The organism is Halobacteriovorax sp. RZ-2 (assembly GCF_043196685.1).
In the GTDB taxonomy this organism is placed as follows: domain Bacteria; phylum Bdellovibrionota; class Bacteriovoracia; order Bacteriovoracales; family Bacteriovoracaceae; genus Halobacteriovorax_A.
Map to the genome: position 1 here is coordinate 300,146 of NZ_JBEBMR010000004.1, position 22,669 is coordinate 322,814.

General features: G+C 35.8%; 26 protein-coding genes. 15 read left to right on the plus strand and 11 right to left on the minus strand.

Annotated features, from left to right (window positions below; translation table 11 throughout):
• Window positions 1–85: 85 nt before the first annotated feature.
• On the plus strand, window positions 86–1,264 hold the full coding sequence (locus ABMA78_RS15790) for a hypothetical protein (RefSeq protein WP_392861462.1): 1,179 nt from the start codon (window positions 86–88) through the stop codon (window positions 1,262–1,264).
• A gap of 75 nt (window positions 1,265–1,339) precedes the next feature.
• Here ABMA78_RS15790 and ABMA78_RS15795 read toward each other — a convergent pair whose 3' ends face one another.
• The 6 genes from ABMA78_RS15795 to ABMA78_RS15820 form a co-directional block, all read right to left on the minus strand.
• A complete protein-coding gene (locus ABMA78_RS15795; RefSeq protein ID WP_392861463.1) occupies window positions 1,340–2,293 on the minus strand; it encodes an electron transfer flavoprotein subunit alpha/FixB family protein in 954 nt (317 codons plus the stop codon).
• 14 nt (window positions 2,294–2,307) lie between these two features.
• Window positions 2,308–3,096, minus strand: coding sequence for an electron transfer flavoprotein subunit beta/FixA family protein (locus ABMA78_RS15800; protein WP_392861464.1), 789 nt, complete (start codon window positions 3,094–3,096; stop codon window positions 2,308–2,310).
• A gap of 2 nt (window positions 3,097–3,098) precedes the next feature.
• The gene (locus ABMA78_RS15805) at window positions 3,099–4,241 is read right to left on the minus strand and encodes an acyl-CoA dehydrogenase family protein (RefSeq protein ID WP_392861554.1); all 1,143 of its coding nucleotides are present in this window, start codon (window positions 4,239–4,241) and stop codon (window positions 3,099–3,101) included.
• A 111-nt stretch (window positions 4,242–4,352) separates the two neighbouring features.
• Window positions 4,353–4,820 carry a 2-amino-4-hydroxy-6-hydroxymethyldihydropteridine diphosphokinase gene (gene folK, locus ABMA78_RS15810; RefSeq protein WP_392861466.1) on the minus strand — a complete coding sequence of 156 codons (468 nt, stop codon included), beginning with the start codon at window positions 4,818–4,820 and terminating at the stop codon, window positions 4,353–4,355.
• On the minus strand, window positions 4,820–5,020 hold the full coding sequence (locus ABMA78_RS15815; protein WP_392861467.1) for a hypothetical protein: 201 nt from the start codon (window positions 5,018–5,020) through the stop codon (window positions 4,820–4,822). Before ABMA78_RS15815 ends, folK begins: the two co-directional genes overlap by 1 nt.
• The gene (locus ABMA78_RS15820; RefSeq protein WP_392861468.1) at window positions 5,010–5,957 is read right to left on the minus strand and encodes a hypothetical protein; all 948 of its coding nucleotides are present in this window, start codon (window positions 5,955–5,957) and stop codon (window positions 5,010–5,012) included. The genes ABMA78_RS15815 and ABMA78_RS15820 overlap by 11 nt, the downstream gene beginning before the upstream one ends.
• Window positions 5,958–6,077: 120 nt before the next feature.
• Between ABMA78_RS15820 and ABMA78_RS15825 the strand changes: the two genes are divergently transcribed.
• From ABMA78_RS15825 to ABMA78_RS15840, 4 genes are all read left to right on the plus strand, one after another.
• The gene (locus ABMA78_RS15825) at window positions 6,078–6,740 is read left to right on the plus strand and encodes a LysM peptidoglycan-binding domain-containing protein (protein WP_392861469.1); all 663 of its coding nucleotides are present in this window, start codon (window positions 6,078–6,080) and stop codon (window positions 6,738–6,740) included.
• Window positions 6,741–6,807: 67 nt separating this feature from the next.
• Window positions 6,808–7,563 (plus strand): hypothetical protein, encoded by a 756-nt coding sequence (locus ABMA78_RS15830; protein ID WP_392861471.1) that lies wholly within the window; start codon window positions 6,808–6,810, stop codon window positions 7,561–7,563.
• A 12-nt stretch (window positions 7,564–7,575) separates the two neighbouring features.
• A complete protein-coding gene (locus ABMA78_RS15835; RefSeq protein WP_392861473.1) occupies window positions 7,576–8,517 on the plus strand; it encodes a phosphotransferase in 942 nt (313 codons plus the stop codon).
• Entirely contained in the window at window positions 8,510–9,337 is an 828-nt protein-coding gene (locus tag ABMA78_RS15840; RefSeq protein ID WP_392861475.1) for an NDP-sugar synthase, read from the plus strand. The genes ABMA78_RS15835 and ABMA78_RS15840 overlap by 8 nt, the downstream gene beginning before the upstream one ends.
• Here ABMA78_RS15840 and ABMA78_RS15845 read toward each other — a convergent pair.
• On the minus strand, window positions 9,325–9,513 hold the full coding sequence (locus ABMA78_RS15845; RefSeq protein WP_084710518.1) for a DUF362 domain-containing protein: 189 nt from the start codon (window positions 9,511–9,513) through the stop codon (window positions 9,325–9,327). The genes ABMA78_RS15840 and ABMA78_RS15845 overlap by 13 nt on opposite strands.
• Before the next feature lie 86 nt (window positions 9,514–9,599).
• Between ABMA78_RS15845 and ABMA78_RS15850 the strand changes: the two genes are divergently transcribed.
• Genes ABMA78_RS15850 through ABMA78_RS15860 form a run of 3 tightly spaced genes read left to right on the plus strand, consistent with a single transcriptional unit; the run spans window position 9,600 to window position 11,088 of the window.
• Window positions 9,600–10,256, plus strand: coding sequence for a hypothetical protein (locus ABMA78_RS15850; RefSeq protein WP_392861476.1), 657 nt, complete (start codon window positions 9,600–9,602; stop codon window positions 10,254–10,256).
• Window positions 10,257–10,274: 18 nt separating this feature from the next.
• Window positions 10,275–10,712, plus strand: coding sequence for a hypothetical protein (locus ABMA78_RS15855; protein WP_392861477.1), 438 nt, complete (start codon window positions 10,275–10,277; stop codon window positions 10,710–10,712).
• A 31-nt stretch (window positions 10,713–10,743) separates the two neighbouring features.
• Entirely contained in the window at window positions 10,744–11,088 is a 345-nt protein-coding gene (locus ABMA78_RS15860) for a hypothetical protein (protein ID WP_392861478.1), read from the plus strand.
• Between the two features lie 12 nt (window positions 11,089–11,100).
• Here the strand turns inward: ABMA78_RS15860 and ABMA78_RS15865 are convergent, their stop codons facing one another.
• Window positions 11,101–11,934 (minus strand): TIM barrel protein, encoded by an 834-nt coding sequence (locus ABMA78_RS15865; RefSeq protein ID WP_392861480.1) that lies wholly within the window; start codon window positions 11,932–11,934, stop codon window positions 11,101–11,103.
• A 208-nt stretch (window positions 11,935–12,142) separates the two neighbouring features.
• Here ABMA78_RS15865 and ABMA78_RS15870 point away from each other — a divergent pair, with 208 nt between their 5' ends.
• Genes ABMA78_RS15870 through lspA form a run of 4 tightly spaced genes read left to right on the plus strand, consistent with a single transcriptional unit; the run spans window position 12,143 to window position 16,786 of the window.
• On the plus strand, window positions 12,143–12,901 hold the full coding sequence (locus tag ABMA78_RS15870; RefSeq protein WP_392861482.1) for a hypothetical protein: 759 nt from the start codon (window positions 12,143–12,145) through the stop codon (window positions 12,899–12,901).
• Window positions 12,898–14,775, plus strand: coding sequence for an ATP-binding protein (locus ABMA78_RS15875; protein WP_392861484.1), 1,878 nt, complete (start codon window positions 12,898–12,900; stop codon window positions 14,773–14,775). The genes ABMA78_RS15870 and ABMA78_RS15875 overlap by 4 nt, the downstream gene beginning before the upstream one ends.
• Before the next feature lie 11 nt (window positions 14,776–14,786).
• Window positions 14,787–16,289: a sigma-54-dependent transcriptional regulator gene (locus ABMA78_RS15880; RefSeq protein WP_392861486.1), complete on the plus strand. Its 1,503-nt coding sequence runs from the start codon at window positions 14,787–14,789 to the stop codon at window positions 16,287–16,289.
• Window positions 16,286–16,786, plus strand: coding sequence for a signal peptidase II (gene lspA / locus ABMA78_RS15885; protein WP_392861487.1), 501 nt, complete (start codon window positions 16,286–16,288; stop codon window positions 16,784–16,786). Before ABMA78_RS15880 ends, lspA begins: the two co-directional genes overlap by 4 nt.
• 2 nt (window positions 16,787–16,788) lie before the next feature.
• Here the strand turns inward: lspA and ABMA78_RS15890 are convergent, their stop codons facing one another.
• On the minus strand, window positions 16,789–17,229 hold the full coding sequence (locus ABMA78_RS15890; protein ID WP_021267740.1) for a 4Fe-4S dicluster domain-containing protein: 441 nt from the start codon (window positions 17,227–17,229) through the stop codon (window positions 16,789–16,791).
• A gap of 171 nt (window positions 17,230–17,400) precedes the next feature.
• On the opposite strand from ABMA78_RS15890, the gene icmF reads away from it, so the two are divergent.
• Entirely contained in the window at window positions 17,401–20,550 is a 3,150-nt protein-coding gene (gene icmF, locus ABMA78_RS15895) for a fused isobutyryl-CoA mutase/GTPase IcmF (RefSeq protein WP_392861489.1), read from the plus strand.
• On the plus strand, window positions 20,550–21,104 hold the full coding sequence (locus tag ABMA78_RS15900) for a cob(I)yrinic acid a,c-diamide adenosyltransferase (RefSeq protein ID WP_392861491.1): 555 nt from the start codon (window positions 20,550–20,552) through the stop codon (window positions 21,102–21,104). Before icmF ends, ABMA78_RS15900 begins: the two co-directional genes overlap by 1 nt.
• A gap of 7 nt (window positions 21,105–21,111) precedes the next feature.
• Here ABMA78_RS15900 and ABMA78_RS15905 read toward each other — a convergent pair whose 3' ends face one another.
• The gene (locus tag ABMA78_RS15905) at window positions 21,112–21,666 is read right to left on the minus strand and encodes an FHA domain-containing protein (RefSeq protein WP_392861493.1); all 555 of its coding nucleotides are present in this window, start codon (window positions 21,664–21,666) and stop codon (window positions 21,112–21,114) included.
• An 87-nt stretch (window positions 21,667–21,753) separates the two neighbouring features.
• Between ABMA78_RS15905 and ABMA78_RS15910 the strand changes: the two genes are divergently transcribed.
• The gene (locus tag ABMA78_RS15910) at window positions 21,754–22,089 is read left to right on the plus strand and encodes an iron-sulfur cluster assembly accessory protein (protein WP_021267694.1); all 336 of its coding nucleotides are present in this window, start codon (window positions 21,754–21,756) and stop codon (window positions 22,087–22,089) included.
• Here the strand turns inward: ABMA78_RS15910 and ABMA78_RS15915 are convergent.
• A complete protein-coding gene (locus ABMA78_RS15915) occupies window positions 22,086–22,535 on the minus strand; it encodes an FHA domain-containing protein (protein WP_392861495.1) in 450 nt (149 codons plus the stop codon). The two genes, ABMA78_RS15910 and ABMA78_RS15915, sit on opposite strands and share 4 nt — an antisense overlap.
• Window positions 22,536–22,669: the final 134 nt, after the last annotated feature.

The following is a 22,669-nucleotide window of genomic DNA, read 5'->3' on the forward strand; positions in this document are numbered from 1 at the left end:
TTCGTATAGTTAGCAGATATACGTATTTGTTCAATTTGGCACGAGTGTTGCTTCTATATACGCATATAGGTTTTAGGAGCACTGTATGAAAGCAACAGCTATTTACAAGAAATTCATTATCGCATCAGTACTATCAGGGTCATTCCTTGTATTCGGTGGAATCTACCAAGGAATTTCAGTAACTGATAACTCATTTATGCAACAGAAAGATATCTCTTTTGAGAAGAGAGTAGATGAGAGTGTTGATCGTATCGTTGCTTCTTCTGATCGTGAGAAGATTTCAGTTCAATACCTACCGGTTGCAGAATATGCACAAATTATTGATGGCCAGTGGGAAATTGTTAGAGTTGAAAATCACGAAGGAAATGAAATCTTTAATGAAAGAAATGCTAACTCTAAAAGACTAGTAGATATGAAGTTAATTGGTACAGGTCTTGTTCAGCTTAATGAAAGTGATGAGTATACATTTGATGTTTCTTTCCTTCATGAAAATAATAAGAATATCTCTATCTTTAGAGCTTACGAGGATGGATTTGAATTAATTGAAGCTAGAAAAGTTATTGAAGAGAAGAAAGAAGAGTCTTTAGAAGTTAATGTTGATAAAGCTCTTGAAGAAGTTGCAGTTATTAACGAGAACGATAGAAAAGAACTAGTTATTGAAAGAGTTGTTCTTCCACAACTTAATAACAAGCTAATTCGTGGTGAAGATAAAATTGAAGGAAGTGTAACTGTTGGTCCAAATGGTGTTCAAGGTCTATACTTCAATGTATTTGATAAAGATATCAACGAAGTTCTTGGTGACATCAAGCTTAAAGATGGAAACTCTTTTGAAGTTGAACTTCAGGGACAACTATCTCACGGTGTATTTGCTAGAAATGGTGAAAATGGTTACCGTCTAAGATTTACTACTGGTCCATATGCTGGTGGTCTTATTAACTATGTAACTTATGATGAACTAGAAAGAGTAAATGCTGAATTTGAAAATATGGAAAGAGCAAAAGAAGAGTCACGTTTTGAAAGATCTCTAACTGAAGAAGGATCTTTTGAAAATGATATCAACTTAGCTCAAGGTAATGCAAACCCAGTATCTTTTGAGAAACAAAACGAAGAGCAAGCTGAAGAAGAAAGATTCGAGGAAAGATACGAAGACGAGCAATATGAGGAAGAAGCTTTAATTGATGATCCAGCAGCTAGATTTGAAGAGCAACAAGAGCTTGAGTATGAAAGACAAGAAGAATTAGACAGACAAGGTTACGGATTCTAATCCTAAAATATAAAGAGAGAAGAGAAGAAAAACAAAGGCCCTCAAAATTGAGGGCCTCTTTTTATTTTTTAAAGGCTACAAAACCTTCTTAAGTTCTTCTTGAAGAAGAGGTACGATTTGGAAAAGATCTCCAACAATACCGTAGTCAGCTTTAGTAAAGATTGGCGCATCTGGGTCAGTGTTGATTGCAACGATAACCTTAGATGTTCTCATCCCTGCTAAGTGCTGAATTGCACCTGAGATACCACAAGCGATATAAAGTGATGGAGCAACAGTTTTACCTGTCTGACCAACTTGCATTGCGTGTGGAGCATATCCTGAGTCAACAGCTGCACGTGAAGCACCAACAGTTGCACCAAGAACTTCTGCTAGGTCTTCAAGAATCTTGAAGTTCTCAGCAGACTTCATCGCACGACCACCAGAAACGATGATATTCGCTTCAGTTAGGTCAAGCTTCTCAGAAGCACCTTTAACGATTTCTTTGATAACAGCTTTGATATCACCTGCGTTAGCAGCAACTTCATTAGTTGCACCAGCACCTGCCGTTGGAGCGTCTGGCATACCAAGAGCGTTTGGTCTTACTGTAATGAAACCTGGCTTAGGTCCATCAAGTTCAACTTTTGCTAGAACCTTACCTGCAAATAGTGGTCTTGTTCCTGCGAAGTTGTCACCATCCATTACAAAATTTGTAACTTCTGAGGCCATCCCTGCGTCGAACATACCTGCTAGTCTTGGCATAAGGTCTTTTGCAAGAGAAGTTGCACCAGCAAATACGTAATCGTAGTTTGAACCGATGAACTCTTTAAGTGCGTTAGCGTAACCTTCTGGTGAATACTGATCTAAGTTTGCACCTTTTAGGTTGTGTACGTTTGCAGCACCATATTTTGCTAGGTCAGCAGCAGCGTTTGCGCCCATGTCACCAACAACTGCAACGTCAACAGTGTGACCAGCAAGCTTTCCTAGGATTTCAAATGTAACAGACTTAACTGTTTCACCACTTGTTTCTGAAAATACTAATACTTTTGCCATTTTAATAATCTCCCTTAGATAACCTTAGCTTCTTCTCTTAAAAGCTTAACAACTTCAGCAACAACACCTGCTTGAGCAGCTTCATCCATTGCTTCAAATTTTTTACCAGCTGGTTTCTCTGGTGGAAGTTGGAAACCTGAATACTTAACACGACGATCATCAGCAGATACACCTACATCTGATAGTGAGTGTTGAGCAAGAGGCTTTCTCTTAGCTTTCATAATACCTGGAAGAGAAGCGTAACGTGGGCTGTTTAGACCTTTGTTAGCAGCGATAACAGCTGGAGAAGTAACTTCGTAAACTTCTAGTGCTCCACCTTCGATTTCTCTTTTTAGAGTGTATTTCCCACCTGCTTCTTCGCAACCATCAACAACAGTTACAGAAGGCATTCCTAGCATTTGTGCTAGAAGTTGTGGAACTTGAAGACAATCGTCATCAATAGCTTGTTTTCCAGTGAAAATTACATCTGGATTTTTACCTGACTTCTCGATTGCACCCTTAAGTGCCTTAGCAGTCATGTAAGAGTCTAAGTTGTCATCTGCTTCAACTAGGATTGCATCATCTGCACCCATAGCAAGAGCAGTTCTTAGTGCTTCAGTGTCCTTAACACCACCAACTCTAACAACTGTAACAGTTGAACCACTATTAGCAGCTTTAGTAAGTAGAGCTTGCTCTACCGCAAATTCATCATATGGATTCATGATCCACTTAATCGAAGAAGTTTCGATATAAGATCCATCACCATTTGGAGTAATTTTAGTTTCCGTGTCTGGAACTTGTTTAATACATACAAAAATGTTCAATTTTAGCTCCTTGTAAAAATTTCTTTAGCAATAACTAATCTTTGTATTTGTGAAGTGCCTTCATATATTTGAATGAGTTTGGCGTCTCTCATTATTTTTTCAACTGGGTACTCTTTGCTATAACCATAGCCTCCGAATACTTGTACCGCATCTGTCGCTACCTTCATGAACATATCAGCGGCCTTAGCTTTTGAATATGAAGAAAGTTCTGGATTTGGTTTTCCATTATCAATTGACCATGCTGCTTTTTGAACAAGTAGGCGTGCAGCTTCAATCTCGATTCCCATATCGGCAATCATCATTTGAATCGCTTGATGACGAGAAAGGGGTACTCCAAATTGTACTCTTTCACCTGCATACTTAACTGCATGGTCCATGGCGCATTGAGCTCCACCTACTGCTGAGCTAGCTACCATTGGTCTTGAGTGATTTAAAGTGGCCATTGCAATTGGCCAACCTTGACCTGGCCCACCCAAGATATTTTCTTTGGGAACTTTTACATTTGTAAATGTCACTGCTCTTGTATCAGAACAACGATGTCCCATTTTATTTTCTTTTTCACCAAGTTCTATGCCCTCGGCTTTGCCATCAATAACAAGTGCCGTGATACCTTTGTGCTTTAGTGCCGTGTCTGTTGTTGCATAAACGACAAAAAGATCTGCATAGCCTGCATTTGTAATCCACATCTTATTTCCATTCAATAAGTAGTGATCACCATTATCTTTGATTGTTGTTTTGATACCTGCTGCATCAGATCCGTAACCTGGTTCTGTTAAACAGAAGGCCGCAATTTTGTAATCTTCTGTAAAAGGAGTTAAGAATTTTTTCTTTTGCTCGTCATTACCACCGATAACTATTGGAAGGAGGGCCAGATCATTTGCCATGATCGCTGTATTCATTCCTAGACAACCGTAAGCTAGTGCTTCTGTTATAATCATTGAATCAATAGTTGAAAAGCCTGCACCGCCGTATTCTGCAGGAATACATGTGTTAACTAGTCCTAGCTCCCATGCTTTGCGAAGAATCTCAAGAGGCATTTGGGCCTTCTCATCATATTCGCCAGCTTTTGGCATCATCTCATTCTTTGCAAATTTCATTGCAAGGTCTCGAATTTCTTTTTGCTCGGAAGTTAATTCAAAGTTGATCATGATGGAACCTATTGTTCGAAAGATAATGTGACATTATTATAGATATGTTTTCAGTATTTAGTAAATAGGTAATAAAGGCTTAAGATACCGTAATAAAACACGATGGTACTATTTGAGTGGTGTTGCATCATTATGGTCTAGATCAACAATTTTATAATATGATTTATAGTCACTGTAGCTTGGAAGATCTTTTAATGGTTCGAGAACAAAACTTCTTTTTCTAAATTCTTTATGGGGAATAGTTAAGTTCTCTGAGTGATAATTTAATTTATCAATAAAAATAATATCGATATCAATTTCTCTGGGGCCCCAGTGGTAGCGGTGTTTGCGTCCTAGTTTCTCTTCAATTTCTTTTGCAATGTGCAAAATTTTTTCTGGGCCAATTTCTTGAGCTGTCTCAATCTCTATAGCGATATTATAAAAATTTGGTTGATCTTGTGGCCCATAGGGTGGCGTTTCAAAAATACGACTTGTGTATGCCTTGGCATTTAGGGCCAATTCGATTTCTTTAGTTGCGCTAAGAAGCATCTCTGCTTTGTTGTCTAAATTTGAACCGAGGCTAAAGATGATATTCATTAATTAGAATTTGATTGTTTAGAAGACTTCTTAGTTTCTTCTTTTTTGTCATCAATCTTGGTTTGTGACTTAGGTCTTAGTACTTTTTTATTTTGTTCAATAAATGAAGGAAAGTTGTCGTTCTTAGGTTTTGGGGGAGCTTTAACTCCACATGAGACTACGACAAAACAAATGAAAGTGAAAAATATTTTAGAACTCAAGTGCAAGTCCGACTCCCATTACATCTGTTCCAATGTCTACACGTAAAAACCAACCAGGAACAAGTCTTTTGAATCCTGTCGCTCCAAAGACAAACTCATCTTGTTCAACACTTGCTACAAGGTCAAGTTCTCTTTGAGCTTGATCACTACCAACTTTAGATACGTCTCCTGCACCAGGGCTGTCAGCTGTTGCAAATTTATAGCCTACATATGGCATAAAGATAGTGTATAAAGGCCCTTCAAAAGCGTACTTTGCTCTGAAGATATATTGGTTTACGGCCGTATCGATATCTTCGGCAGGAAAGGCACGTATTAAGTGTCTTCCAATAAAGCCTTCTACCCAAATATTCTTTTCAACTTGAAATGACCAAGAGGCATTATATTGAGTATTTGTATCTTGTTTCCCTGCTGTATTAAAGCCATCAACAAGCCCAATACCTACGGATGCAATATTATCATTTTTGATAACACCTGTTTGTTGGTTATCATCACCATACAGGTCTTCTTCTAGTAAAGTGGTATCGTCGTATAGTGATTCACTATCTGTAATTTTAAATTGATCTTCCGCATTTTCAGCAGGCTTACCGTAAGCAGAGTCATCACCACGTAAGATTTGAACGTCTTGATTAACAAAGAAGTTCTTGAATAAGTCTTCATCGTAAATTTTTGTGATTTTTACGGCCGCTTGGTTTTCTTCTTGTTTTGGAACAACTCCACGTGCAACGGGAACCTTATTAATAAGGATAGTAATATAGTCACCTTTAGCGAAGCTATCCTGACTATTACTAACAAGAATAATTCTTCTTGTTCCTGAAATTCTTAATAGCTTTTCATTAGCTAAGTCATAGTTAGCGGAGTTTGAGAAATCATTTACTGCACTTTGAGAAAAAGCAGTAGTTGATAAAAATAGTAAGAATAGGATCAATATATTCTTCATACGGAAAAATTGTACATTGCATGAAGAAATTAGTCTAGGCGGTTAATATTTAAATATCTATTTAAAAGTAACCGAAGGGAATTACATATAATTGTTACTATTAAAAAGGGGTAATATACCATGAAAAAGATATCTTTATTGTTTTTAGTCTCATCTTTAACGTTCACTTCATGTTCGTTCTTCAAGAATAAAGAAGGGGATGTAGCTGTTGCTGAGCAAACTGAGGAGATCTCTATTGATGATTCTGACTTTGTTGTTGATGCAAATGAAGACTTAGATCAATTAGAAGAAACTTCAGCAATGTCGTCATCTGATGAATCAGTTGCCGTTCTTGGAAGCGAGCCTGTTTCTCCAACAGATGAAATCCTATTAGAGGAAAGTGTTGCTTTAGAGAAAGATGTAGTCGTTACAGCTTCAGATTATTATGAAGTTCAAAAAGGTGAAACACTTATGTGGATTGCTTTTAAACTATATGGTGACTATAGAAAGTGGAGAGATATTCAAGCGATGAACCAAGAAGCTCTAGCTGATGGCCTACAAGCTGGTGATAAAATTAAATATCAAAGTGGACAGTTTAATTGGAATCCAGTTGGACTACCTCACCTAATTAGAAGAGGTGAAACACTAGGTGTTATTTCACAAGATAAATACGGAACTCCTGCGAAGTGGAGATCTATTTGGGATAATAATAGAGATATGATTAAAGACCCTAACTTAATTTTTGCTGGTTTTACTCTTTATTATGTTCCAGAGGAAAGAGATGTTGCTTCCGAGTCTATGTAATTCATGTATAATAGATTAGTTATATAAAGCTCTCATTATGAGAGCTTTTTTATTTTTTACTTTATAGATGATGAGAATTTTAATCTTTTTAACAATATTTACTTTAACGTCATGTACTTATCTTTATAAGAACGATAACGATTATCCTTATAACTACCAAGATACATTCACGTCGCAGGACTACTTGAATCATCTTGAAGGTATCGCTAACTTATTCATCGAAAATAATAAAGTAAAAAAACCGAATCAAAGATCACGTCGATATTTAAATAAAATTGCAAAAGAACTCTACCTTAATAACCAAGGTCTTTTTCAAAAAGATGACTTCGGAATCAATTTCTATATCGTTGAAGATAGTCGAAATTTTTATTTCTCCCTTCCTAAAAATAATGTCTTTATGTCTAGGGGCCTTCTAAGAAACTATATGAATAGTGAAAACATCTTTGTCGCTGTTTTGCTTGGTGAGCTTATTAGAAGTAAAATAGGAATTTACGAAAAGAAGAAGCTTATTCCTCTTAACTCATACACGATAGACGACATGATTCGTATCAATAATCTAAATTTAAATGCTAAACGTGACTTAAATAATTTAGTGTACGAAGTTTTAATAAAGTCAGGATATGATCCTGAAGCACGTCTTCTATGGTTGCAAACTCTAAACCGACAATCAATCAGCTTTAGCGTGCAGGGAGTTCACTCTCACGAATTATCAAAAGAAGAATTCTTACTGAAAAACTATATGGTGAATAGTGGTGAAGATGAAAATTTAATTTTCGAAAAAAATTCATCGCGACAATTTTACTATTTTAAAGAAAGTATCTAATGAGTATTTAAGATGAATAAAGAATCAATCACACAAAAGCTGGAAGAAGCTGGTTTCTATAATGATAAGAGTACACTGGAGAAACTCTCTGGAGATGCCTCTAGTCGAGAGTATTATCGACTAACAAATGACTCCCAGTCTTTTGTCGTATGTGTTGAGTCATCTAATGGCCAGCAAAGTTGTGACTTTCATAAGGTCACCAATAATATTTTAGATAATATCAAAACTCCTGAAATTTTTTATTATGATCCGCAGTTCTCAATTCTTGTTTTAGAAGATATTGGCAGTGTTTCACTGAAAGATTTCTATGAAGCCTCAGGGATAGGCAAGCATATCCAAGCAGTAGAAGATATTAAAAAATATCAAAAGATGCCTTTAGAATTTTGTATGAATCGAATCTTTGACAGAGAAAAAATTGGATTTGAGTTTGATCTCGCTTGTAATTTTTTCTTGAATCAATACCTAGGTGTTAGTTTAAATACACAAGAGACTGGCATTGTTAAAGAAGTTCGAGAATTCATTATTGATTACTATGAAGCTCATAGGGATGTTGTCTGTCACCGCGATTATCATTCGAATAATTTATACGTGAAAGATAATACTTTGTTTCACATCGATTATCAGGATATGAGAGTTGGCCCAAAAATGTATGACTTGGTCTCACTTGTTGACGACTGTTATATTGATTTTTCTGATGAAGAAAAAAAGAAATTACTTCTTACTTATGATGAGAAGTTCTATGAAAAGTATGGCCATGATTATCATATCGTCCAAGTTCAGCGAACATTTAAGGCCCTTGGTAGTTTTGCATACTTAAAAATTGATAAGAACAAAGAAGGTTATCTTCAGTTCATTCCAACAAATTTGCATAAGCTAATTAGTATTTGTGAGAAGAGTTCAATTGAGGTGTTTAGATCTTTTTCTGATATTTTAAAAAGAGGTTTAGATGATTAAGACTTGTTTCATCGCGAGTGCTGGCTTTGGTACTAGAATGGGAAACTTAGGAAAGATTATCCCTAAGCCTCTATGGCCCTTCTTCAACCTTAGGTTATTAGATCTACAAGTTGCATATGCCAAAATGTTGGGTTGTGAAAAAATATATATTAACTCGCATCACTGCCATGATGAAATGAAGAACTGGGCACAAGGCAAAGATGTTGTCTTGCTTCATGAACCGTCGATTCTTGGAAGCGGGGGATGTATCCATAATTTAAAGAATTATGTTGATGATGAGATCATTTTCATTATTAATTCTGATCAGTTTTATTTTTTCGATTTTTCTCAAATTAGTGAAGATATTAAACGAATGGTTGAAGATGATGCTATTGCACACTTGTATGCAATTGAAGTTGATCGTGATGCTACTTATAATGAGACAAAAGTTATTGATGGGAGTTTAACGAGTATTGCTCCTCATGAGGGTACTAGTAGTTATTTAACTTACTCAGGGGTTGGGATTTTAGACTTAGCTAAGATTCCTCAAGTCGAAGGCGAGTCTTCTTTTTTCAAAACAGTGGCCGATTTCAAAAATAAAAATGTTCACATGAGTTTACCTAAGGAGCCAATCTTCTTAGATCTAGGAACTCTCGATAAGTATATTGAGGTCATCTCCGAGCTTGAAAAGCTTCCTGCTGTTATTAAGAAGTTTGTTGCGGCAATCGAAGAATTAGACGGCGTGGATTTCAAGTCAACTGCTACTATGGAGTGGGCAGGGGTTACATTTAACTTTGATACACGTACTATTTCTTATGAGGGTAAAGATTATTCTTTTTGAGTAACTTCTTTAATACAGTCTACCGGACAGACGAGAGTGCACGCATTACACAAAGTACATGCCCATGGTTCAATTGTATATTTACCCTTGTCCATAAAAATGGCCTTTTCTGGGCAAATGAGCCTGCAGTTATCACACTCTATACAACGTGAAGAAATTTCGAGATAATAATCCATATATTAATTATAACAAACTTTGAAATTTAAGGTAACAATTGCACAATACTGACACTCTAACATTCAAATTGCTAAATATTCTGTTTGTGGTATTTTCACTGTTCTTTCTGCACACATGTTACTCACTTGATGCAGATGTTTCAGCAATTGACTTAAATCGTTTCATTGGAATTCTTACAACATATAAAATAACAACGGCATTAGCAGTTTTTTTACTCTTTAAGATTCTATTTATGGGAGAGCTTACCATAGTGATCTTGTCGGTTTTTGTGCTTAATATCTTTTATAAGGTTTTTTCCTTATTCCTGGTTGAGTACGACAAAATTATTCTTCTTATGGCCGTTATCTTCTTATTGGTTTCATATAATATGATCCTGTTATTAAAAGAAGAATTAGCTCAAGCTATATTTAAACCAATCTTTACGAAAGAGAATTTCAACTTTGATGGCTTCTGCTCTCTTGAAGGGAATGTCTACTTATCTTCTGGTTCTTGTTTACCCGTTAAAGTTTCTAACTGTGATGATAAGGGTATCGTAATCTACACGAGTGAAAAAATATCTAAGGGTGAAAAAGTTGAATTTGAGTTAGAATATGAAGGTAAGAAATTTATTGATAATTTTTGTGTCGAATTAGTTTACCCAAATGGATATGGGTTAAAGTTATTATCAAGTGTTGAAGATAATAGTTATAACTGGATTACACTTTATAATATTTTGAAACGTCGAGGAATTGTTTCATTATAGTCTAGGAAGGATCATTTAATGTTTAAGTATTTAATCATCTTATTAGTTTTTATTTCATGTAACTCTAACAAGTCTCCAGAAGGTGTCCTAAGAGGCTTTATTGAAAAAAGGTTAAATGATGAAATTAAGGTCGATGATTTAGAGGACTACTTAACAGGAAGTCTACTTGAGGAATATACTCAAGCATTAACAGATGATCCAAAGAAGCTTAATGAGATGTCAAAATACGAGAAGTCTCGCTTGTCTATCGTATATAAGAATTGTTCAGGAGATGAGTGTTCAATCACTTATTCTGTTTCTTATGATGACGAGGCCACTGATGGCAAAACAAAACAAGATGTTTCAATTTCAGTTAAGAAAATAGCTCTTATCATCAAGAAAGATGATAAGTGGTTAATATCAGATATTAGTGATGTGAAGTCATTTTACGAATTTAAAGAGACTGACGTCCGTTAAGATATCTTCATTTCTTACCGATAAGTAAGGCGTGAAAAGCGGTAAAATTTTAGATCTTTCATTTGAGAAATTAGTTGGTGAGACTTTCAATTTAACAGAAAGTGCCAACTCTAATGCTCATCAACTAAATTATATTTCAGAAATTAAGTCATATCGACTTTGGATAGGTGGTACGTTTATCGACTTCCCTCAAGGTCTCTCCTTTATCGATGACCTCAAAAAAACGAGCTTTATCGAGTTGAAGCTTTATGACAACGCCCTTAACGATGGCCTAAAAGAAGTTCTCAATACCCACGAGGACTTAGTTGTTTATATGATGGATGAGGATATTTTTATTGAAACTAAAGAATATGAAGAAATAAAAAAAGCGGCTTAAAGCCGCTTTTTTTTATAGTGTATTGTAGTAATTTTTTAGCATTAATGCGTCATCTTCTAGGTTTGGTGAGTTACAAATCATGTATCCACCACAACCATTTTTCTTAAGTGACTTAAGAAGATCTTTCCAGTTAAAGTCAGACTTCTCAAGGTTAAGGTGCTTTAGATCACCTTTAGAATTAGTGCTGATTCCTGAAATATGGATGTGCATATTTTTAACTGATTCTTCACCTAGTTCTTCTTTAAGCTTAGCAATTACTTCATCAAACTCTTCTTCAGAGTTGTACTGATTAGTACGTGCATATAGGTGAGAGAAGTCCATACATGGGCGACAAGAGTCTACATTCTTAGTTAAGCTGATTAGCTCTTCTAGTGAACCAAACTGTGAAGTCTTCCCTGTTAGTTCTGGACGAAGCTCAATTTCAATATCAAGTCTGCTTAGTCTTTCTTCGATTACATTCATTGATTTTTCAACTAGGTCGAATACATCATATGGAGAATCTTTCATGTAGAAAGCTGCGTGGAAAGTCATTGATTCTGCACCACAAAGATCAGAAATCTTAGCAGTTTGGATAATTCTCTCAACAGAAGAATCAATTTTATCCTGCTCTCTAGCATTTAGGTTGATATAGTATGGGCCGTGTGAAGTTAATGGAACGCCTAGCTCATATGATACTTTTCTTAGATTTGAAGAAACTTCTTCCTTCATTCTTACGCCGTGTGCAAACTCAAGTTGCATACAATCAAGTCCAAGTTCGTGAATTCTTTTAACACCTTCTACTGGATTGTTCTTTTTAACTGTAGAATTAGGAACACCTGCTGTACCAAAAAGTAGCTTAGTATGCATTCAAAATACCCCTTCTGCTTATATTTAAAACGTTAATGCCTTGTGTATCACAATTACGGAATCCACAATAGTCGCGCTGCGAAATCTCGCGTCGAGCGCTTCATATATATGCGCTTTTGTCTATCTGTGATTCAGATGACTTATAGCCGGATTTTGGATTTGGGTCTATAATTAGAGAATATCTTGTAAAAAAAATAGGGACAAAAATTTGTTTAGTGTATTAATTTCATATTTATTAAGTCTTTTCATCGTCTTTATTCAGGTATTTTTCCTGGCCGGAGGCTTCATTGTATTTAGCACGAACCTGCATATTTCGAGTTCGGTGACGCTTGCTACATTAATTTATGTAATTTCATTTACTTACATTATTCCTTCTATTGTTTTATCTAGGCTAAACCCAATTCGATTAGACAAGAAAGAACACGTGGCCATTTTTAATAAAATAAATGGACTTCACTTTAGAGGAAATAAGGGAAGGCTGAAATTCTTTGAGAGTAAGAATGCTCCATTTTTCGTTATGGGAAGCCTCCTGGGTTCGGGTTATGTCATCATCAACTCTGCTGTTATAGAGAGTCTGAGCCCCTCTGAGATGGATAAATACTTAGAGGCAGAACTTAGCTTTAACGAAACGATAAATGCAAAAGTGTTAACTCATATTCTAATCGTCCTGCTATTTTGGCGTGGCATTTTTAATTGGGTCTTTAAGCTTGCTAGAGCGGAAGCCGTTTTTCGCTATATGTTTGCAGTTCCTAGGCGATTATTTAACCGACTCTCAAATAGCTTCAAAAGTTACCATTTCAAGAAACATGAGAGTGTGGATATGAGAGGTGTTGCTCAAAAAGTTATCTACTTAGAAAATGCAAAGATTAATGATGTTCATTTTAATGTGGCCTCGACAACAATGTGGTCAATTCTTCGTTCTCCAGATGCAATGGATGAAAGATTTCATCAAAGTGAGTTGCTATGAAGAACTTTTTTAAGTACTTCAGAGATTTAGATTTTACCAAATACTACCCAGCGCTTTTTACAGTCGTCTTCTTATCTGTGCTTTTTCAGTACAAGTTTCAGTCCATTGAAGCGATCTTCTATGACTTAAGACTTAAGTTAGACATGACTCTTGTTCATGATGACAATATCGTTCTCATTAAAATTGATGAAGAAAGTGATGAGTTCTTAGGTGAGAGTTATCCATATACTTATACAACTTATTTAAAACTATTTAGAAAAGTCTTAAAAGATAAGCCGGCCATTATTAATTTCTTTGGTGATTTGTCTGCTCCTTTAAATGAGAGAGAGGCGGCTTCCTTACAATTACTCCACGATGAAATTAAGGCCTATATGAAACAAGGTGGGCTCTATCGCTATGGAACAGAACTAGACTCTTGGGGCGAGCGTCTTCCGCCACAAGAATTGAGAGATCTCGGTTATTCACCGGCCGTGGTGAATATTGATAGTAAGTTATTTGCCAAAGATGATGTTGTCAGAAGAATGGTTTTAAATATTTCGGGAGAAGAGACTCTCGACTTTTGGACGGCCAACGAATGGCGAATTATTAATAATGAAGAACCATTAGTTCTTAATAAGCTAAAGAGTGCTTATTATATGCCCGAAGCCGATGCGAGCTTTAGCTTATTTCGCTATCCTCTTAGGTCACTTGAACATCTTGAAAAATTACCCGTCCACCGTGTTGTCGTAGGTAATATTCCTAGTGGGTATTTTAATGGCAAGGTTGTTCTTATTGGACCTGCCTATATTTCGAACCTAAGACATTACGCAAAAACACCATTTGATAAAGATCAAAAAAGAACATCAAAATTAGAAATTCATGCCAATATGACAAAGGCATTAATGGAGAATCAGTTAATCTACTCAATACCTCTTTGGGTAACGAAATTGCTTTCAATGCTAATTGGTGTGGTCTTATCAATCGTTATTTCTAGGATTCAACCTGCAAAGGGTCTACTCATTACTTTTGGGATCATTGTAGGAACAGTTCTATTTTCATATTTAATCTTTCTGCTCTTTGGTCTCTGGCTTTATATCACCCACATCTTGTTAACAGTCTTTGTGGTTTATTATATTTGGGTTCCTTTCAGGGCCATCGGTGAGTATCAAAGACGCTATAAAATTCAAGAAGAGACAAAACTTTTAAAAAGAGTTGAAAACCTAAAGCAAAACTTTATCTCTTTAATGAGTCACGACTTAAAAACACCCGTCGCAAAAATAGCTGGAGTTGCAGACAATATGTTGCAACGTAATCGTGGAGGGGAAACCTATATGCACGATGGCCTAAAGACTATTATTGATTCGACAAAGGAACTTAATAATTTCATTACTTCGATCTTAGATTTAACTAAGGTAGAGTCGCGAAATATTTCTCTTAATTTACAAAGTAAAGACGTCAATAAGATCATCGAAGACTGCGTGAATAGTTTAACTTATCTCGCTCGTTCTAAAGAGATGACTATTGAGACTGAGTTAGGTCCGTTATTTCCCATCGAAATCGATGTTAGCTTGGTTAATCGAATTGTTTCCAATATTGTGGAAAACTCGATTAAATATGCTGGTGAAGGAAAGGCAATTAATATTAAGACTTGGGATGATGATACTTGGGTCTATATTGAGATATCTGATAATGGTGTTGGTATGGGCCAAGACGATGTCGATAATATATTTGAGAAGTTTTATCGGGTTAAAAATGATGCGTCCCATATTATTAAGGGAAGCGGTCTAGGTCTTTATCTGGTAAAATACTTCGTAGAACTTCATGGGGGTGAGATTTCTGTAACATCATCACCTGGAGAGGGAACTAGTTTTCTAATTAAATTTTTGAATAAATAAATGGAGTGCATATGCATAAGGTTTTAGTTGTCGATGATGATAAAGTTTTACAAACCTCAGTAAGAGAGGCCCTTGAATTTCATCACTTTGCAGTAGATGTTGCTGACAACGGAAAAGAGGCGTTAAGTGCTGTTTATAAGACTAAGTATGACTTAGTTGTTATGGACGTGAACATGCCTGAAATGGATGGTATTGAAGCATTAACAGAAATCAAAAAACATGACCCTTCTGTTATCGTTATTATTTTAACAGCTTATTCAAATGTTACGGATGCTGTTAAGGTCGTAAAGGAAGGTGCTTATAACTATTTAGAAAAGCCTATTAGTTCTGATAACTTAGTCTCTTTAATCAAGCGTGCCCTTAAGGCCCGCTCATTAGTTGAAACGGTTGGTTTCTCTGCACCAGTTCTTTCACTTGGTGATACAAAGAATAAATTTGTTGGTGAATCAGATGTTATGCAAAAGGTTTTCAATGTTATTGGAAAGCTAGCGCAAGTTAATACACCTGTCTTAATTCGTGGTGAGTCTGGTACTGGTAAAGAGCTAGTTGCTCGTGCAATTCACTATAATGGGCCAAGAAAAGATGAGAAATTTGTAACGATTAACTTAGCGGCCATTCCTGAAAACTTAATTGAGTCTGAATTATTTGGTCACGAAAAAGGTGCTTTTACTGGCGCTAATGAAAGAAAGATCGGTAAGTTTCAATTTGCAGATGGTGGAACACTATTCTTAGATGAAATTGGTGATGTCTCTCCAACAATGCAGGTAAAGCTACTTAGAGTTCTTCAAGAAGGAACATTTACTCCAGTAGGATCGAATAGAGAAATCAAAGCAGATGTTCGTGTTATTGCAGCTTCTCACAAACCATTTGAAAAAATGATTGAAGAAGGAACATTTAGAGAAGATTTATTCTACCGCTTAAATGTACTTCCTGTTTATCTTCCTCCTTTAAGAGAAAGAAATTCTGATATCCCACACCTTGTTGATTACTATGTTAAGTATTTTAACAATGTTCATAACCTAGAGATTAGTGGGCTTGACGATGAGGCGATGAAAATTATGCAAGGTCATGATTGGCCAGGAAATATTCGTGAGCTTAGAAATGTTATCGAACACGCTTTCATCATTGAAAGTGGTGATATTATCAAAGCAACATCTCTTCCGGATAAAATAAGAAAGTCAGTTACGGTAGAAAATGTTGTCGAAGAATCTCAGGCAATTATTGATTATGATGAAATCAAAGACTCTGTACTAACTGATGCCGGTCAAGATGAACAACTTATTGCAAGTGCTCAGGGCTATCAATTTGTTTTTGCAACTAGTGAAGTTGACGGTGAGCTGAGATTAAATTTTTCTCAAGCTAAGGATATCTTTGAAAAAGAATTTATCATTCAGGCCTTAAAGATTAATCATGGTAAAATTAATCAAACAGCATTAAAGGCAAATATTCCAAAGAAGACTCTTCTTAGAAAAATTGAAAAGTACGAAATTAACCCTAAGGAATTTTATAAATGAATCGAATTTGGCAAATGACATTACTGATAGTTGGAATTCTTTTCTTGGATCAATTCTCTAAGGGGGCCATTCAATCTAGTTTTAAATTAGGGGAGACACTTACTGTTATCCCTGGTTTTTTTAACCTAACATATGTGAAAAATCCTGGTGTCGCATTTGGAATGGGAAGTGAATTTCCAGATGTCATCAGAATGATTCTTTTTAAAATCCTGCCTGTAATCGCATGTTTCTGGTTTGTTTATCTAATTTGGGATTCAAGAAGAAAGAGTTATATGCTCTGTCTTGCTTACTCTATGATCTTTGCAGGAGCAGTGGGAAATCTTATTGATCGCATCTCTTTAGATTACGTGGTTGATATGTTCGATTTCTACTATAAAGGATGGCACTTTGCTGCATTCAATGTAGCGGATGCATCAATATCTGTTGCGGCAGGTATTTATATTATTGATTATTTTCTAACTGAAGTTCGTGGAAATAAGAAGAGTGCTCAAGCCTAGGCTTAAGCGCTCTCTTCTTCTGTATTTGATTCTTCGCTTGGTTTTTCTTTTGTGATTCCGAATTCGTTGTGTAACTCATTAAGTGACTCTTCTGAGACATAAAGTTCTGACTTAAGAGTTTCACGTCCCCAAATAGCAAAAGCATCATTGTGCTCATACATTGTAATCGTTTCCCAAGGACAGTCTTGAGAACAGTTTTGACAACCGATACATCTAGCAAGATCGATTTCAACTGTTTGATTAAATTGTGGGTTCGTTGGATTAGGGCCTGGAACTAGTTCAATTGAGTCAACCGGACAACCTTGAATACAGATCTCACAACCTGTACAACCTGACTGGTGAACAACAGCTAGTAGCTTTGGACCTTTTTTACCCTTACGTGCTGGCTTAAAACGTGCCGAGTGGTAAGGATTCTCCACTAAAAATTTAACATCTTCGCTCATTAGCAATTCCTAATACTAAGTTAATTAGCAGTATTTTAGCGTATATCAACGCATCATAAAAGGGATTTTTGCCTGATTAAAATACATTAGGTATAGTCCTTTAGCAATATTGAAAGATAAAAAGCTTGGGTAAATAATTGTTTTTACTTAACGTGATATCAGAGGTTTACAGTGAGAAAATTAAGATTTGTCACAGCGGCCAGTTTATTTGACGGCCATGATGTATCAATAAATATTATGAGAAGACTTCTTCAGTCTAAGGGTGTTGAAGTTATTCACCTAGGACACAATCGTTCTGCCCAAGAGGTAGTCGATGCTGTTTTACATGAAGATGCAAATGCAGTTGCCATGAGTTCTTATCAGGGTGGACACAATGAATACTTTGCTTATGTTCGTGAGCTACTTGATCAGGCCGGAGCGACAAATGTTCGTATCTTCGGTGGTGGAGGTGGTGTAATCACTCCTAAGGAGATTAAGGCACTTCACGATAAAGGCATTACTAGAATTTATTCTCCAGAAGATGGAATGAAATTAGGTCTTGAGGGAATCATTGATGACATGATTGAGAGAGCAACTCATTCAACTCTTGATGGATTCAAATTAGATGCTAAGGCAAAAGATCTTCCAAAGACTCAACTTGCAAAAGTTATTACGGCCATTGAAGATGGTGCTGAAATTGAGATCTCTTCTTCGGAAAAAAATATTCCAGTACTTGGTATCACAGGAACTGGTGGTGCAGGTAAGTCATCTTTAATTGATGAAACTCTTTTAAGATTTCACCGTTTCTATCCTGAAAAGAAAGTTGCACTAATTTCAGTTGATCCAACAAAGAAGAAAACACAAGGTGCGCTTTTAGGTGACCGTATTAGATTAGGTTCTGCAAACTTTGAAAACTTTTATATCAGATCACTTGCAACTCGTGATTCTGGAACAGAGCTTTCTCCACAAATTAAAAAGACAGTTAACTTCTTAAAGGAGCAAGACTTCGATTTAATTATTGTTGAGACTTCTGGTATTGGTCAGGCTTCAGATGAAATTACAAAAATTTCTGATAAGTGTGTTTATGTTATGACTCCTGAATATGGAGCTGCAACACAACTTGAAAAAATTGAAATGCTTGAGCAGGCGGACTTTGTTGTTCTTAATAAATTTGAAAAGCCTCGCTCTGAAGATTCAATGCGAGATATTAGAAAGCAATATAGAAGAAATCATAATCTATTTGCTGGACACCCAGGTTCTCCAACAGATGAAGAACTTCCAATTTTTGGAACAATGGCATCGAAGTTTAATGATGTCGGTGTAAACGCTTTATTCCAAGCTATTGCACAGACTTTTGATTTTGATCAGGCTCCACTTGAGGGAATTATTGCAAATCGTGCAAGTAATGATAAGACAAGAATCATTCCTGCTGAAAGATCACTTTACTTAAGAGAGATTGCAAAAGCTTCGCGTGACTATAATCATGAAACTGAAATGAGAATGGAAAAGCTTCGCGATATCGAGGCCCTTGAGATCACAAGTAAGATTGTTCCAAGTAATGAAGTTGATGCAAAACTTGCTCAACTAAAATCAGAACTTGGCGAAGATGTTGAAAAAGAAATCGAACAATTCCAATCAGTCGTTAAACAATACCAAGACGGAACTTTCACATACCACGTACGTGATCGTGAGTTTAAAGTAGCGACAAAATACACTTCTCTTTCTGGACTAGATGTTCAAAAGGTAGGAACACCAAGATTTTCTTCTAAGGTGGATCAGTACCGTTTTATTAGAACTGTTAATATGCCAGGGTTCTTTCCATTTGGTGCAGGGATTTTTCCATTCAAGCGTACAGATGAAGATCCAAAGAGAATGTTTGCTGGAGAAGGTGGTCCAGCAAGAACTAATAAGCGCTTCCACTACTTATCAAAAGATGACAAAGCAAAACGTTTATCAACTGCTTTTGACTCAGTAACTCTTTATGGAGAGGATCCAGATCTTCGTCCAGATATTTTTGGAAAAATTGGAGAAGCTGGAGTTTCGATCGCAACAGTTGAAGATATGGAGTTATTATTTGATGGTTTCGATCTTTCTGATCCATACACGTCAGTTTCGATGACGATCAATGGGCCGGCTCCGATCATGTTAGCTTTTTACCTAAACACTGCTTTAAGACAAAAGCTTAAAGGTGATGACTACTACGATACTGAAAAGCGCCTAGCTATTCTTCAACAAATTCGTGGGACAGTTCAGGCCGATATCTTAAAAGAAGATCAAGCTCAAAATACTTGTATCTTCTCTCTTGAGTTTGCACTTAAGATGATGGGAGATGTACAAGAATACTTCTGTCAGCAAAAGATCAAGAATTACTATACAGTTTCAATCTCTGGTTACCATATTGCTGAAGCTGGGGCGAACCCGATTACTCAAGTTGCTTTCACACTTGCAAACGGTTTCACATTTGTTGAATACTATCTTGCCCGTGGATTAAATATTGATGAATTCTCACAGAACTTATCTTTCTTCTTCTCAAACGGACTTGATCCTGAGTACTCAGTAATTGGACGTGTTGCTAGAAAGATTTGGGCAATCACTATGCGCAATAAGTATGGTGCAGATGAGAAGTCTCAAAAATTTAAGTATCATATTCAAACATCTGGACGTTCTCTACACGCTCAAGAAATTGACTTCAACGATATTAGAACAACACTTCAGGCTTACTTAGCACTTTCAGATAATTGTAACTCTCTTCATACAAATGCTTATGATGAAGCGATTACAACACCAACTGAAGAGTCTGTAAGGCGTGCTATGGCAATTCAGATGATTATTAATCGCGAGTTCGGTTTAAATAAATCTGATAATCCAATGCAAGGTGCATATGTAATTGAAGAATTAGCTGACCTTGTTGAAGAAGCAATCCTAGCTGAGTTTGAAAGAATTTCTGATAAGGGTGGAGTTCTTGGTGCAATGGAAAGTATGTACCAGAGATCAAAAATCCAAGAAGAGTCTCTCTACTATGAGACACTAAAAGATTCAGGAGAGCTTCCTATCATTGGTGTTAATACTTATATTGCAGACAATATTGATGAACAGCTAAATCAAGAAATTGAACTTTCTCGTTGTAGTGACGAAGAAAAGAAAGGACAAATTTCTCGCTTAAATGATTTCAAAGACAGAAATGCTAATAAATCAGATGAAGCCTTAGATAAGCTTAGAGCTGTGGCCCTTTCTGGTGGAAATATTTTTGCAGAGCTTATTGAAACAGTTAACTATTGTTCTCTTGGACAGATTACTAATCTTCTTTATGAGATTGGTGGGAAGTACAGAAGGAATATGTAATGAAGAAGTCAAAGATCTACACTCGTACAGGTGATAAAGGTGAAACAAGCCTTGTTGGTGGACAACGTGTCTCAAAGGCCAGCGCTCGTATTAATCTTTATGGAAACTTAGATGAACTTAATAGTTTTGTAGGTCTTTCACTTTGTCATATTGATGTTTCAAGAGTTAAAAATACTTTTAAATCAATTCAAGAAAATCTTTTTGTTCTCGGTTCTAACTTCGCAACTCTTAGAGAGGACCGAGACAATTTCAAATTACCTAAATTAAACATTGAAGACATCCTTCATCTCGAAGGTGAGATTGATTACTTTGACTCAGTTGTTGATCCCCTTAAATACTTTATCCTTCCTGGTGGAAGTGTTGCGGCCGCTAATGTTCATATTTGTCGAACTAAAACAAGACAAGTTGAAAGGGAAGCTGTGGAGCTAGGGGATGTTGATCCAATTGATTTAGAGTATTTAAATCGACTTTCAGATTATTTCTTTATCGTAGCGCGATTCTTGAATAAGCATGAGAATATTCAGGATATTCCATGGGTTCCGAAGAAGGATTAGATTAAGTTTACTTAAAGAATTTTAAGATTTTCGTCATGACAGTTTTATCTTCTGGTTCAACTTTCTTCTTTTTGGCGACTTTCTTTTTTGTTCTTTGTATTGGTCTTTTTTTACTTATTTCGGCTTTTACTTTTTGTCTTTCTAGCGAAAGATTATTTAAGGCCAAAAAGCCTGTTTGGTCAGCAAGGGCCGTTGAAGTTTGTGTGTTTTCTTGAGCATCTACATTTGGATCGATTGGTCGAGTTAAAAATTTATACTCAATATCTGTGAGATCATTTAAATCGATACAAATAATACAATTACCAATACGAATAGTTTCATAAATATAAAGACGTTGATCACTTGTGACTTTCTTATTGTTAATATAAGTACCGTTAGTTGAACCTAGGTCCTTAACAACAATTTCCTTATCTTTATAAGTAATTTCGAGATGTTTAGATGAAATTTTTGAGTCATCGATTGAAATATCAACTGACGACTTAGAGCGTCCAAAGCTTAATTTAGGTTTAATAAGAACCTTAGCTTTATTTTCACCGCTCTTAATAATCAATGAGATAGACATTGTTTCTTGCTCCTATATAAAGTATATCATCAATATGATATAATTTAGGTATTGGTCATTATTACCTACGTAATATTAGAGGTTTATATGAACGAGTTATTAAATGTGACGCCAAAAGCAGTTGCGCAAATAAAAAATATTTTCACGAGTGAAGATCGCTCAACTGAGGACTTCGGTCTACGCCTAGGTGTAATTGGTGGTGGTTGTTCAGGTCTTTCTTACAATATCGATTTTGATGCTCCAAAAGATTCAGATAATATTATCGAATTAGAGGGTATTAAGATTCTTGTGGATCCAAAATCATCAATTTACTTAAGTGGTATTACTTTAGACTTTAAAGACGGCCTTAATGGAAAAGGTTTTGTTTTTGAAAACCCAAATGCAAAAAATACTTGTGGTTGTGGCGAAAGCTTTAGTGTTTAGGCCTTACTTTTAACTTTGGTTCTTTTCTTTAATTGTACTTTTCTTTTTTCCTCTTCAAGGGTGAAGCGAAGGGTCTTATGAATATTGGAAATATTCTCTCCCCAAGCATTAGGTTCGTCCTGTCGAGAAAATTTAGAAAGCTCTAAGTTATTTAAAGATTTTTGATCTAGTCTGATACTAAAATTCCCAGCTGTAATTACATCGTATGTATATAAAGTGATTTCTTCCTCGATGCGTCTTCCATTAATATGGGTGCCATTCTTTGAGCCTAGGTCTTTGACTAGAATTTCATCACCATCGAATAATATTTGAAAATGGACTGAAGATACTTTTGAGTCATTTAAGAAAATATCAGCATCTTCTTTGCTTCGGCCAAATGTTAAATTTGGTTTTAAAATTACAATATATGATTCTTGCTTTGATTGTATTTTCAGTTTAACGGCCATCTTATATCCCTTTTTTGAAATTATATCACTTAATGTAATTAAATTATATTTAATATTGTTTACCCCCCTATGATTAATGACTTGTGTTGTGGAGCGGTAAAAAATGTTGGCAAGGGTCTAGTAATTAGAAAAGC